We start from the raw sequence: 13,448 nt of genomic DNA, 5'->3' as shown, positions 1-13,448 counted from the left end.
CATCATCATGTTCCTGCGGCCTCAGCCGACCGAGCCTTCCAGCGAAATGGCGACCAGCGACTGCGCCTCCATGGCGAATTCCATCGGCAGGGCCTGCAAGACCTCGCGGCAGAAGCCGTTCACGACCAGGGCCACGGCCTCTTCCTCGTCCATGCCGCGCTGGCGGCAATAGAACAACTGGTCGTCATCGACCTTGCTGGTCGTCGCCTCGTGTTCCACGCGGCTGGAGGTGTTCTTCACCTCGATATAGGGCACGGTATGCGCCCCGCATTTGTCGCCGATCAGCAGGCTGTCGCATTGGGTATAGTTGCGGCTGTTGGTCGCGCGCGGGTGCATCGACACAAGCCCGCGATAGGTGTTCTGCGCCTGACCCGCAGAAATCCCTTTGGAAACAATACGAGAGCGGGTGTTCTTGCCAAGATGGATCATCTTGGTCCCGGTATCCGCCTGCTGGAAGTTGTTGGCGATGGCGATCGAGTAGAACTCGCCCTGCGACTCGTCGCCGCGCAGGATGCAGGACGGGTATTTCCAGGTGATCGCCGACCCGGTTTCCACCTGCGTCCACATCACCTTGGCCCGCGCCTCGCGGCAATCGGCCCGTTTGGTGACGAAGTTGTAGATGCCGCCCCGGCCTTCCTCATCGCCGGGGAACCAGTTCTGGACGGTCGAATACTTGACCTCGGCATCTTGCAGGATGACGATTTCCACGACCGCCGCATGAAGCTGGTTGGTGTCGCGCTTGGGTGCCGTGCAGCCTTCGAGATAGCTGACATAAGACCCTTGATCCGCAATGATAAGGGTGCGTTCGAACTGCCCGGTGTTTTCCGCGTTGATGCGGAAATAGGTGGACAGTTCCATCGGGCAGCGCACCCCCTTCGGAACATAGACGAAGGATCCGTCAGAAAACACCGCGCTGTTCAGAGTCGCGAAATAGTTGTCGGACTGCGGCACCACCGACCCAAGGTATTTCTTCACCAGTTCGGGATGCTCGCGGATCGCCTCGCTGATCGAACAGAAGATCACGCCCGCCTTGGCAAGCTCGTCCTTGAAGGTCGTGCCCACCGACACGCTGTCGAACACCGCGTCGACCGCCACGCGGCGGCCTTCGGCCGGGGCCTCGTCGGCGCCCTCGACCCCTGCCAGGATCATCTGTTCCTTCAGGGGGATGCCCAGCTTTTCATAGGTCGCCAGCAGCTTGGGATCCACCTCGTCCAACGACTTGGGCTTCACCTCCATGCTTTTCGGGCGGGCATAGTAATACTGATCCTGATAGTCGATCTGGGGATAGTTCAGCATCGCCCATTTCGGTTCGGTCATGGTCAGCCAGCGGCGATACGCCTCGAGCCGCCATTCCGTCATCCATTCCGGTTCGCCGTTCTTCTGCGAGATCAGGCGGACGATATCCTCGGACAGCCCCTTGGGGGCATATTCCATCTCGATCTCGGTGTCCCAGCCATATTTATAGCTGCCCATGTTCTGCACGGTCTCGACCGTTTCACGGTCGACGCCCTCGCGCACCTCAAGATCGGTGATCTCGTTCATCCTTTGTCCTTCCATCGGCCGGGGGGTCACCTAGCCATTCCTGTCGCGCCAGCGTGAATACGCGCTTTCCCACGCTTCCGCAAATCGGTTCACCTGATCGTCGCCCACAGCCGGGCTTATGGATATCCGAATTGCCGATTGCGCGGCCTTGTCGTCGAAACCCATGGCCTGCAAGACGCCGCTGGCCCGGACCTTGCCCGACGAACAGGCAGACCCCGCCGAAATCGCGAAGCCCGCCAGATCCATCTGCATGACCTGGGTTTCACCCTTCCAGCCCGATGTAAGAAGGCAGGTCGTGTTCGGCAAGCGTTTCGCGCCCTTTCCGGCAATCATTGCGCCGGGCGCCGCCGCCAGCAGCCGATCCTCCAACGCGTCGCGGCGTTCGGCGACCTGATCCCACAGCCCGGCGTCCAGTTCGCGCTGCGCGGCGGCGGCGGCGGCGGCGAATCCTAGGATGCCGATCAGGTTCTCGGTCCCGCCACGCCGGCCCTGTTCCTGCCCGCCGCCCCGGATCAGTGCGGGAATATCGGTGCCGCGCTTCACGATCAGGGCGCCGATGCCCTTCGGCCCCCCCAGCTTGTGCGCGCTGACAAAGCCCGCCGTGACGCCCAGCCAGTTGAAGGCAAAGGGCACCTTGCCGAAGGCCTGGGTCAGGTCGCTGGAGGCCAGCCCCTGCGGCAAGTCCTGGATCACGCCGGTTTCGTTATTGGCCAGTTGCAGGCTGGCATTCGTCGGATCGGGCACAATGACGATCCCGTTCCCGTCCACCGCCAGATCCTGATCGCACCAGACCTTGACGGCGCTGTGTTCGACCGGCGCGCAGTGAGCGCCGCGGCCCGCCAGCACCATCGCCGCAGCCTCGGTCGTGCCCGAGGTGAAGATCACGTCCGCCCCTTCCGCCCCCAGGGCAGCGGCGACCTGTTCGCGGGCGCGTTCCATCGCCATCTTCGCCGCCCGGCCTTCGGTATGGACGGATGACGGATTGCCGACGATCTCCATCCCCTCGCGCATCGCGGCCTTCGCCTCGGGGCGCAGAGGGGTGGTGGCGTTCCAGTCCAGATAGGTTCTCATCCGATCACCCCGGCGATCTTCTGGGCCAGCTTTCGGGCCACGGCGTTCTTGGCCATGCGCGGCCATTCCTCGGGGCCGTCCTCGGTGATGACGGTGACGGCGTTTTCGGACCCGCCCATGATGCCGGTGCCTTCGCTGACATCGTTGGCGACGATCCAGTCGCAGCCCTTGCGCAGCCGCTTGTCGGTGGCATGGGCCACCACGTCGTTGGTTTCGGCGGCAAAGCCCACCACCAGCCGGGGACGCCGTGCGCCCGCCTGGCTGACCCAGGCCAGGATGTCCGGGTTTTCGGTCATTTCCAGCGACGGAGGCTTGCCCGACCCGTCCTTCTTCATCTTCTTCGCCCAGGAATTCTTGATCCGCCAGTCGGCCACCGCCGCCGCCATCACCGCCGCATCGGCGGGCAGCGCGGCTTCCACCGCGTCGCGCATCTGCCGGGCGGTCTGGACGCGGATCACCGTCACGCCCTCGGGCGGGGCGACCTCGGCCGGGCCGGTGACGAAACTGACCCGCGCGCCCATGTCGCGCAGCGCGGCGGCGATCGCCGTCCCCTGCGCGCCCGAGGATCGGTTGGCGATGTATCGCACCGGGTCGATGGGTTCATGCGTCGGGCCCGACGTGACGATCACATGCCGCCCCGCCAGCGCGCCCGACCGCACCTGCGATTCCGGCAGCAGCTTCAGGGGCGCGGGCGGGGCCAGTTCCTCGCGGATCGCGGCAACGATGGCCTCGGGTTCGGACATGCGGCCGGTGCCGAATTCCCCGCAGGCCATGTCGCCGTCCTCGGGCCCGACGAACAGGATGCCGTCGTCGCGCAGGGTGCGCAGGTTCCGCTGCGTCGCCGGGTGGTGCCACATCCGCACGTTCATCGCGGGCGCGACCAGAACCCGCTTGTCGGTCGCCAGCAGCAGGGTCGAGGCCAAGTCGTCCGCCAGCCCATGCGCCATCTTGGCCAGCAGGTCGGCTGTCGCGGGCGCCACCACCACCAGATCGGCATTGCGCGACAGCTGGATATGGCCGATCTCGGCTTCGGAGGCGATGTCCCACAGGCCCGCCTGCGCGGCCTCTCCGGCCAGGACGGATACGGTCATCGCCGTGGTGAACTGCGCGCCTGCCTGCGTCAGGACCGGGGTGACGGCGGCGCCCTCGGCCCGCAGCAGCCGGATCAGTTGCGGCGCCTTCATGGCCGCGATGCCGCCGCCGATGACCAACAGGATGCGCTTGCCGTTCATCATGTCCCCCTTGGCGTTCCGCGTCAGACACATAGCCATCCCGCCCCCCCCTCGCAAGCAATCGCGTCCGTTAACCTTTCCTTAAACCGGGCCCGTTAACCATTGGCGGGATCGAAGGGGGTTTCCATGGTCGCCATCGCCTATTCGGTCGCCTTCGAGGGGATCGAGGCGCGGCTGGTCGAGGTTCAGTGTTCCGTGGCGGCGGGCCTGCCGGGCTTCGCCATCGTCGGCCTGCCCGACAAGGCCGTGTCCGAGGCGCGCGAACGCGTCAAGGCTGCCTTCGGGTCGCTGTCCATCGCCATGCCGAACCGGCGGCTGACCGTGAACCTGTCGCCCGCCGACATGCCCAAGGAAGGCTCTCATTTCGACCTGCCCATCGCGCTTGCGATCCTGGCCGCGCTCGAGATCATCCCGTCCGAGGAACTGTCCCGCTGCGTGGCCCTGGGGGAACTGGCGCTTGACGGGCGGCTGGTCGGCGTCGCGGGCGCCCTGCCCGCCGCGATGGCCGCGGCCGAGGATGACCGCGCCCTGATCTGCCCCCGCGCCTGCGGCCCGGAAGCCGCCTGGGTGGACGCGGTGCCCGTGCTGGCCCCCGCCACGTTGCGCGAGGTGATCGACCACCTGACCGACCGCGCCCCTATCGCCCGCGCCGCCCCCGGCATGATCGGCGACGCGCCCCTGGGCGGCTGCCTGTCCGAGGTGAAGGGCCAGGAACGCGCCAAGCGCGCGCTGGAGATCGCGGCGGCAGGCCGTCACCACCTGCTGATGGTCGGGCCGCCCGGCGCGGGCAAGTCGATGCTGGCCGCCCGCCTGCCCGGCCTGATGCCGCCCCTGGGCGCGGCCGAGGCGTTGGAGACATCCATGATCCATTCGCTAGCGGGCACGCTGGACGATGGCGGCATTTCCCGCCGCGCGCCCTTCCGCGAACCGCATCATACGGCATCCATGGCCGCCATCGTCGGCGGCGGGCGCGGCGCCAAGCCGGGCGAGATCAGCCTGGCCCATAACGGTGTCCTGTTCATGGACGAGTTTCCCGAATTTCCCCGGCAGGTGCTGGAAACCCTGCGCCAGCCCATCGAGACCGGAGAGGTCGTGGTGGCCCGCGCCAATGCCCATATCCGCTATCCCTGCCGCTTCCTGCTGATCGCTGCCGCGAACCCCTGCCGCTGCGGCTATCTGGCCGATGCAAGCCGCGCCTGTTCGCGCGCGCCGACCTGCGGGTCTGACTATATGGGCAAGATCTCGGGTCCGCTGATGGACCGATTCGACCTGCGGCTGGAGGTTCCGGCGGTCAGCTTCATGGACCTGGAACTGCCCTCGGGCGGCGATACCTCGGTCCAGATCGCGGCGCGGGTGGCGGCGGCGCGCGACGTGCAGGCGGCGCGGTTCCGCGACCACCCCCAGGTGCGCGTGAATGCCGAGGCCTCGGGCAGCCTGCTGGACCGGATCGCCGCGCCGGACGAGGAAGGCCGGGCGCTGATCCTGAAGGCCTCGGAAAGACTGGGCCTGACCGCGCGCGGCTATCACCGCATCCTGCGCACCGCGCGCACCATCGCCGACCTGGCCGGGTCCGCCGCCGTCCGCGCGCCCCACTTGGCCGAGGCGATCAGCTATCGCCTGCCCTTCGTGACGGGCGGCTAAGTGGCGGCGGCTGACGAATTGCACATCGTGCAAGGCGGATCTATGGCAGAGCGACCCTGACCACGGATCCATGCCATGCCCCCCAAAAGCGCCCAGATCGGCGGCATCCTGACTGTTTGCGGCTTGCTGGTGACGATCCCGCATCAATACGGCGCCGGGAAAGGCTTCGCCATCCTTGCCGCCATGCTGCTGGTCAGCGCTCTGGCGCTGTTTTCGATGACAGCCCCACTCTCCCGGCTGGCCTTTGTCGCCGTGGGCGTTGTCCTGATCCTCTGGGCTGCCGCGACCCGCGCCGAGTGGCAGGACGCGACCCTGACCGCCCTGACGCGAGGCGGCTTCATTATCGCGCTGTTCACGGCCCTGTCGGCGCTGCGCAGCGCAGCCATCGGATCGCAGGCGATCCTGGACTGCGGGCGCTTCCTCGCCCGCCAGCCGCCCCGCCGCCGCTATCTGGCGCTGACGGTCGGCGGGCATCTGTTCGGGCTGATCCTGCTGTATGGCTCCATCTCCCTGCTCGGATCGCTGGCGGCCGAGGGCACCGCGCGAGAAGGAAACGAGGAGCTGCGCCGCCACCGCCTGCGTCGGATGCTGGTGGCGGTCCAGCGGGGTTTCGCCTCGACCTTGTGCTGGTCCCCGATGGGGCTGTCGATCGCCGTGGCGATGACGGTCGTCCCTGGTGCATCCTGGCCGAACGCCGTCGCCTTCTGCCTGGTCAGTTCCGCGTTGATGATCGGCATCGGCTGGCTGTTGGACACGGTGTTCAAGCCGCACCTGTCCGCCCCGCCCCCGCCGCGCGCGGTGGAAACCGACAACTGGCTGCTGCGCCTGCGTCCGCTGCTGATGCTGCTGGGCATCGTCGTGGGCGGCGTCTTTGCCCTGCATCTGGCCACGGGCGTCGCCGTGACCGGCGCTGTCATGACCGTGGTGCCGCTGATCGCGATGGCCTGGATCCTGGCCCTGCCGCCGCTGCCCGGCGGACGCATCGCCACCTTGGGCGCGCGGATCGGGCAATTCGCCACCCGAGAGATGGCGGGTTATCGCGGCGAGGTCATCCTGCTGTTCATGGCGGGCTTCATCGGCAGCCTGGGAAGCTGGCTTCTGGTGCCGATCATGCAGGCGCATGGGCCTGACCTGTCGGCCGTCCCGCCGCTGCTGATCCTGGCGGCCTTGGTCTGGGTCATCCCGCTGACCGGCCAGATCGGCATGAACCCGATCCTGGCCGTGTCGCTGCTGGTGCCGCTGCTGCCTTCGCCTGCGGCGCTTGGCATCCACCCGACCGCCATGGTGCTTGCCATCACCGGCGGCTGGGCGATCAGCGGCAACACCTCGCCCTTCACGGCCTCGGTGCTGCTGGTCGGCAAGCTGGGCGGGGTCGAGGCGCGCCATGCCGGAATGGTCTGGAACGGGCTGTACGCCCTGACCACCGGCACGGCGCTGACCCTGTGGGTGCTGATCGCCGCGACCCTGCTGTAAGGGCCGCGGCGGCGCGTCACTCGACTTCGACCAGCAGGTCTTTTGCGTCGATCTGTTCGCCTGGTCGGACGTGGACGGCTTTCACCACCCCGTCGCGGTCGGCGTGGAGGCCGGTTTCCATCTTCATGGCCTCGATGGTCAGCAGCAGGTCGCCCTGGCGGACCTTCGCCCCCGCCGTGGCCGCGACCGAGGCGACGACCCCCGGCATCGGCGCGCCGACATGGCCCGCGTTCGAGGGATCGGCCTTGGGACGGGCGGCCTTGGTGCCGGTGGCCTTGCGGTTCGGCACGCGGACCTGGCGGGGCTGGCCGTTCAGTTCGAAGAAGACCTTGACCTCGCCCTTCTCGTCGGTCTCGCCGATGGTCAGGAAGCGCACCTCCAGGGTCTTGCCGGGGTCGATCTCGACGCTGATCTCGTCGCCCGGCTCCATGCCGTAGAAGAAGTTGCGCGTGGGCAGGGTGCGGACCGGGCCATAGGTCTCGTGCCGCGCCATGTAGTCGGAAAAGACCTTGGGATACATCAGGTAGCCGTTCAGATCCTCGTCGTCGATCTCGACGCCCAGGTCGGCCGACAGCTTCGCGCGGGTGGCCTCCATGTCCACCGGCTCCAGATGCGCGCCGGGGCGGTCGGTGATCGGGGCCTCGCCCTTCAGCACCTTGCGCTGCAAGGCCTCGGGCCAGCCGCCGGGGGGCTGGCCCAGGTTGCCCTTCATCATGTCCACCACGCTGTCGGGGAAGCTGACCTCGACGGCCGGGTCCAGCACCTGCGCGGGCGTCAGGCCCTGCGCCACCATCATCAGCGCCATGTCGCCCACCACCTTCGAAGACGGCGTGACCTTCACGATGTCGCCGAACATCCGGTTCACGTCGGCATAGGCCTGGGCCACCTCGTGCCAGCGATCCTCCAGCCCCATCGACCGGGCCTGCGCCTTGAGATTGGTGAACTGCCCGCCCGGCATCTCGTGCAGATAGACCTCCGATGCCGGGGATTGCAGGCCGCTTTCGAACGCCGCGTAGGTCTCGCGCACGCGTTCCCAGTAGTTGCTGATCTGCCGGATCGCCGCGATGTCCAGGCCGGTGTCGCGCTCGGTCCCCTCCAGCGCCTCGACGATGGAGCCGAGGCAGGGCTGAGAGGTGCCGCCCGAGAACGCGTCCATCGCCGCGTCGACCGCGTCCACCCCCGCCTCGGCTGCGGCCAGGATCGTCGCCCCCGCCAGGCCCGAAGTGTCGTGGGTGTGGAAGTGGACCGGCAGGCCGACCTGTTCCTTCAGCGCCTTGATCAGGACGCGCGCGGCGGCGGGCTTCAGCAGGCCCGCCATGTCCTTCAGGCCCAGCACATGCGCGCCGGCGGCCTTCAGATCCTGCGCGGTGCGGACGTAATAGGCCAGGTCATACTTCGACCGCTCCGGGTCCAGCATGTCGCCGGTATAGCAGACCGTGCCTTCGCAGATCTTGCCGGTCTCGATCACCGCGTCCATGGCGACGCGCATGTTCTCGACCCAGTTGAGGCTGTCGAAGACGCGGAACACGTCGACGCCGCTTGCCGCCGCCTGCTTCACGAAAGACACGACCACATTGTCGGGATAGTTGGTATAGCCCACCCCGTTCGAGGCGCGCAGCAGCATCTGCGTCATCAGGTTCGGCATCCGTTCGCGGATGTCGCGCAGCCGCTGCCAGGGGCATTCCTGGAGGAAGCGATAGGCCACGTCGAAGGTCGCCCCGCCCCAGCATTCGACGCTGAACAGTTGCGGCAGGTTGGCGGCGTAGGAGGGCGCCACGCGGATCATGTCGATGGACCGCATCCGGGTCGCCAGCAGCGACTGGTGGCCGTCGCGCATGGTGGTGTCGGTCATCAGCAGGCGCGTTTGCCCGGCCATCCAGTCGGCCACGGCCTGGGCGCCCTTCTCCTCCAGCAACTGCCGGGTGCCGGGCGCGGGCGGCGCTTTCGGGGCGGGCGGCACCGGCGGACGGGCCTGGGCGGGCGGCATGGCGCGGCCCGCGGTTTCGGGATGCCCGTTCACGCTGATGTCGGCCAGATAGGTCAGGATCTTGGTGGCCCGGTCCTGGCGCTTGCCGAACTGGAACAGATCCGGCGTGGTGTCGATGAACTTCGTCGTATAGGTGTCGTCCAGGAAGGTCGGGTGCTTCAACAGGTTGATCACGAAGTCGATATTCGTGCTGACCCCGCGCACCCGGAATTCGCGCAAGGCGCGATCCATCCGCCGGATCGCCCCCTCGGGCGTCTGCGCCCAGGCCGTGACCTTGACCAGCAGCGAATCGTAATAGCGGGTGATCACGCCGCCGGAATAGGCCGTGCCGCCGTCCAGGCGGATGCCGTTGCCGGTGGCGCTGCGATAGGCGGTGATCCGGCCGTAATCCGGGATGAAGTTGTTCAGCGGATCCTCGGTCGTGACCCGGCATTGCAGCGCGTGGCCCGACAGCGTGATCTTGTCCTGGCTGGGAACACCTGTCGCCTCGGCCAGGGTCGCGCCCTCGGCGATGCGGATCTGGGACTGCACGATGTCGATGCCGGTGACCTCCTCGGTCACGGTATGCTCGACCTGGACGCGCGGGTTCACCTCGATGAAGTAGAACCGCTGGCTGTCCATATCCATCAGGAACTCGACGGTGCCGGCGTTCTGATAGCCGACGGCGCGGCCGATCTTCAGCGCCAGCTCGCAGACCTCGGCGCGCTGTTCGTCGGTCAGATAGGGCGCCGGGGCGCGTTCGACGACCTTCTGGTTGCGGCGTTGCACGGTGCAGTCGCGTTCATACAGGTGATAAAGGCCGCCATGCGTGTCGCCCAGCAGCTGCACCTCGACATGGCGGGCGCGCAGGATCATCTTTTCCAGATAACCCTCGCCATTGCCGAAGGCGGCCTCGGCCTCGCGGCGGCCTTCGCGGACCTTCTCGACCAGTTCCTCGGGGCCGTTGATCGGCCGCATCCCGCGCCCGCCGCCGCCCCAGCTTGCCTTCAGCATCAGCGGATAGCCGATCCCGGCGGCCTCGGCCTTGATCGCCTCGAAATCCTCGCCCAGCACCTCGGTCGCGGGGATCACCGGCACGCCCGCCTGGACCGCCACGCGCCGGGCCGAGGCCTTGTCGCCAAGCGCGCGCATCGTTTCGGATCGCGGGCCGATGAAGGTGATCCCGGCGGCGACGCAGGCATCCACGAAATCGGGGTTTTCCGACAACAGCCCATAGCCCGGATGGATCGCGTCCGCGCCCGATTCCTTCGCCACCCGGATGATCTCGGGGATCGAGAGGTAAGCCGCCACCGGCCCCAGACCCTCGCCGATCCGATAGGCCTCGTCCGCCTTGAAGCGGTGCAGGCCCAGCTTGTCCTCCTCGGCATAGACGGCCACCGTCTTCTTGCCCAACTCGTTGGCCGCCCGCATCACGCGGATCGCAATCTCGCCACGGTTGGCGATCAGGATTTTCTGAAACATTCGCGCGGTCCCCCTTCGCAGTTGCGCGAAACACTAGCGATGCCGCAGCGCAGCGCAAGCGGCGCGTCGGCCTGGCTGCAACAAAAGGTTTACGCAAGGTCGTGTTCGCAGGATGTTCCCATTTTGCGGTTGCTTTTTGGAACCGCGCCCCTATCTGATGCGCTTGGTCGGCCAGGGACGCAGCATGGAACAGAAGTTCATCGAGGTTCGCGGCGCGCGCGAACACAACCTCAAGGGCGTGGACATGGACATCCCGCGCGACAAGCTGGTGGTCATCACCGGATTGTCGGGATCGGGCAAGTCCTCCCTCGCCTTCGACACGATCTATGCCGAAGGCCAGCGCCGCTATGTGGAAAGCCTGTCGGCCTATGCCCGGCAGTTCCTGGACATGATGGGCAAGCCCGACGTGGACCATATCAGCGGCCTGTCGCCCGCGATCAGCATCGAACAGAAGACCACGTCGAAGAACCCCCGGTCCACCGTGGGCACGGTCACGGAAATCTATGACTATCTGCGGCTGCTGTTCGCCCGCGCGGGCACGCCCTATTCCCCCGCCACCGGCCTGCCGATCGAGGCGCAGCAGGTCCAGGACATGGTGGACCGGATCATGGAGATGCCCGAGGGCACCCGCGCCTATCTGCTGGCGCCCATCGTCCGGGACCGCAAGGGCGAATACAAGAAGGAATTCCTGGAGCTTCGCAAGCAGGGTTTCCAGCGGGTCAAGGTGAACGGCCAATTCCACGAGCTGGACGAGCCGCCCACCCTGGACAAGAAATTCCGCCACGACATCGACGTGGTGGTGGACCGGATCGTCGTTCGCGAGGGGCTGGAGACGCGGCTGGCCGATTCCCTGCGCACCGCCCTGGACCTGGCCGACGGCATCGCCATCGTGGAAACGGCGGGCGATGACCCGGAACGCACCACCTTCAGCGAAAACTTCGCCTGCCCGGTCAGCGGCTTCACCATCCCGGACATCGAGCCGCGCCTGTTCAGCTTCAACGCGCCGCTGGGCGCCTGCCCGGTCTGCGACGGGCTAGGGGCGGAACTGTTCTTCGACGAACGGCTGGTGGTGCCGGACGCAGCCCTGTCCGTGGACAAGGGTGCCATCGCGCCCTGGGCCAAGTCGAAATCGGCCTATCTGACCCAGACGATCAACGCGCTTGCCAGGCATTACGGCTTTGACAAGAAAACGCCTTGGAAGGATCTGCCCGCCGATGTGCAGCGCATGTTCCTGCACGGATCGGGGGCCGAGGAGATCGCTTTCCGCTTCGACGATGCCGGGCGGGTCTATAACGTCACCCGCGTGTTCGAGGGCGTGATCCCCAACATGGAACGCCGGTTGCGCGAATCCGACAGCGCCTGGGTGCGCGAGGAATTCGAGCGGTATCAGAACAACCGTCCCTGCGGCGCCTGCCACGGCTATCGCCTGAAGCCCGAGGCGCTGGCGGTGAAGATCGCCGGAAACCACATCGGCGAGGTGGTGGAACTGTCGATCCGCGAGGCCCTGGCCTGGATCGAGGCCGCGCCCAAGCACCTGTCCAGGCAGAAGAACGAGATCGCCGTGGCGATCTTCAAGGAAATCCGCGAACGGCTGGGCTTCCTGGTGAATGTGGGCCTGGATTACCTGACGCTAAGCCGCGCGGCGGGCACGCTGTCGGGCGGCGAAAGCCAGCGGATCCGGCTGGCAAGCCAGATCGGCAGCGGGCTTACGGGCGTCCTGTATGTCTTGGACGAACCCAGCATCGGCCTGCATCAGCGCGACAACGATAGGTTGCTGGACACGCTGAAGGGACTGCGCGACCAGGGCAATTCGGTCATCGTGGTCGAACATGACGAGGACGCGATCCGCCATGCCGATTACGTTTTCGACATGGGGCCGGGCGCGGGCGTCCATGGCGGCACCGTGGTCAGCCAAGGCACGCCCGAGGAGATCGCCGCCGATCCGGCCAGCCTGACCGGCCAGTACCTGTCGGGCGCGCGGGAAATCGCCGTGCCCGCCGAGCGCCGCAAGGGCAACGGCAAGAAGGTGACGGTCGTCAAGGCGACCGGCAACAACCTCAAGAACGTCACGGCGGAATTCCCGCTGGGCAAGTTCGTCTGCGTCAGCGGCGTCTCGGGCGGCGGCAAGTCCACGCTGACCATCGAGACGCTGTTCAAGACCGCCAGCCTGCGCCTGAACGGCGCGCGCCAGACCCCCGCCCCCTGCGAGACGATCAAGGGGCTGGAACATCTGGACAAGGTGATCGACATCGACCAGCGGCCCATCGGCCGCACCCCCCGGTCGAACCCCGCGACCTATACCGGCGCCTATACGCCGATCCGCGACTGGTATGCGGGCCTGCCCGAATCCAAGGCGCGCGGCTATAAACCCGGCCGCTTCAGCTTCAACGTCAAGGGCGGGCGTTGCGAGGCCTGCCAAGGCGACGGCGTCATCAAGATCGAGATGCACTTCCTGCCCGATGTCTATGTCACCTGCGAGACCTGCAAGGGCAAGCGCTATAACCGCGAAACGCTGGAGGTGCAGTTCAAGGGCAAGTCCATCGCCGACGTTCTGGACATGACCATCGAGGAGGGGCAGGAATTCTTCAAGGCCGTGCCCTCGATCCGGTCGAAGATGGACGCGCTGATGCAGGTGGGCCTGGGCTATGTGAAGGTCGGCCAGCAGGCCACCACCCTGTCGGGGGGCGAGGCGCAGCGGGTCAAGCTGGCCAAGGAACTGGCCCGCCAGTCCACCGGCAAGACCCTGTATATCCTGGACGAACCGACCACCGGCCTGCATTTCGAGGACGTGCGCAAGCTGCTGGAGGTGCTGCACCACCTGGTCGATGAGGGCAATACGGTGGTGGTGATCGAACACAACCTGGATGTCATCAAGACCGCCGACTGGATCATCGACATCGGGCCGGAAGGCGGCGACGGCGGCGGACGCATCATCGCCGAGGGCACGCCCGAGGATGTCGCCAAGGTTCCCGAAAGCCATACCGGCCGCTATCTGGCGCCGATGCTGAAACCCGCGCGGGTGCGGGCGGCGGAATGACGGT

The 13,448-nt window shown here is 66.9% G+C and carries 7 protein-coding genes; 3 read left to right on the top strand and 4 right to left on the bottom strand.

Going from position 1 to position 13,448, the window contains the following annotated elements; translation table 11 throughout:
- Positions 1 to 21: 21 nt before the first annotated feature.
- Genes sufB through coaBC form a run of 3 tightly spaced genes read right to left on the bottom strand, consistent with a single transcriptional unit; the run spans position 22 to position 3,848 of the window.
- Entirely contained in the window at positions 22 to 1,542 is a 1,521-nt protein-coding gene (gene sufB, locus PARHAE_RS12075; RefSeq protein WP_126154869.1) for a Fe-S cluster assembly protein SufB, read from the bottom strand.
- A gap of 30 nt (positions 1,543 to 1,572) precedes the next feature.
- A complete protein-coding gene (locus PARHAE_RS12070; protein ID WP_126154868.1) occupies positions 1,573 to 2,613 on the bottom strand; it encodes a cysteine desulfurase family protein in 1,041 nt (346 codons plus the stop codon).
- Positions 2,610 to 3,848, bottom strand: coding sequence for a bifunctional phosphopantothenoylcysteine decarboxylase/phosphopantothenate--cysteine ligase CoaBC (coaBC, locus tag PARHAE_RS12065; protein ID WP_126154909.1), 1,239 nt, complete (start codon positions 3,846 to 3,848; stop codon positions 2,610 to 2,612). Before coaBC ends, PARHAE_RS12070 begins: the two co-directional genes overlap by 4 nt.
- A gap of 123 nt (positions 3,849 to 3,971) precedes the next feature.
- Here coaBC and PARHAE_RS12060 point away from each other — a divergent pair, with 123 nt between their 5' ends.
- Together PARHAE_RS12060 and PARHAE_RS12055 are read left to right on the top strand one after the other, a co-directional pair.
- On the top strand, positions 3,972 to 5,486 hold the full coding sequence (locus tag PARHAE_RS12060) for a YifB family Mg chelatase-like AAA ATPase (protein WP_126154867.1): 1,515 nt from the start codon (positions 3,972 to 3,974) through the stop codon (positions 5,484 to 5,486).
- 75 nt (positions 5,487 to 5,561) lie between these two features.
- On the top strand, positions 5,562 to 6,959 hold the full coding sequence (locus PARHAE_RS12055; protein WP_126154866.1) for a hypothetical protein: 1,398 nt from the start codon (positions 5,562 to 5,564) through the stop codon (positions 6,957 to 6,959).
- A 16-nt stretch (positions 6,960 to 6,975) separates the two neighbouring features.
- Here the strand turns inward: PARHAE_RS12055 and pyc are convergent, their stop codons facing one another.
- Positions 6,976 to 10,407, bottom strand: coding sequence for a pyruvate carboxylase (gene pyc, locus PARHAE_RS12050; RefSeq protein WP_126154865.1), 3,432 nt, complete (start codon positions 10,405 to 10,407; stop codon positions 6,976 to 6,978).
- A 184-nt stretch (positions 10,408 to 10,591) separates the two neighbouring features.
- Here pyc and uvrA point away from each other — a divergent pair, with 184 nt between their 5' ends.
- Positions 10,592 to 13,444 (top strand): excinuclease ABC subunit UvrA, encoded by a 2,853-nt coding sequence (gene uvrA, locus PARHAE_RS12045; RefSeq protein WP_126154864.1) that lies wholly within the window; start codon positions 10,592 to 10,594, stop codon positions 13,442 to 13,444.
- Positions 13,445 to 13,448: the final 4 nt, after the last annotated feature.

The sequence above is a fragment of the Paracoccus haematequi genome, from assembly GCF_900631945.1.
Taxonomy (GTDB): domain Bacteria; phylum Pseudomonadota; class Alphaproteobacteria; order Rhodobacterales; family Rhodobacteraceae; genus Paracoccus; species Paracoccus haematequi_A.
The sequence above is the reverse complement of the archived record's forward strand: the minus strand, read 5'-3'. Positions and strand labels throughout refer to the sequence as shown.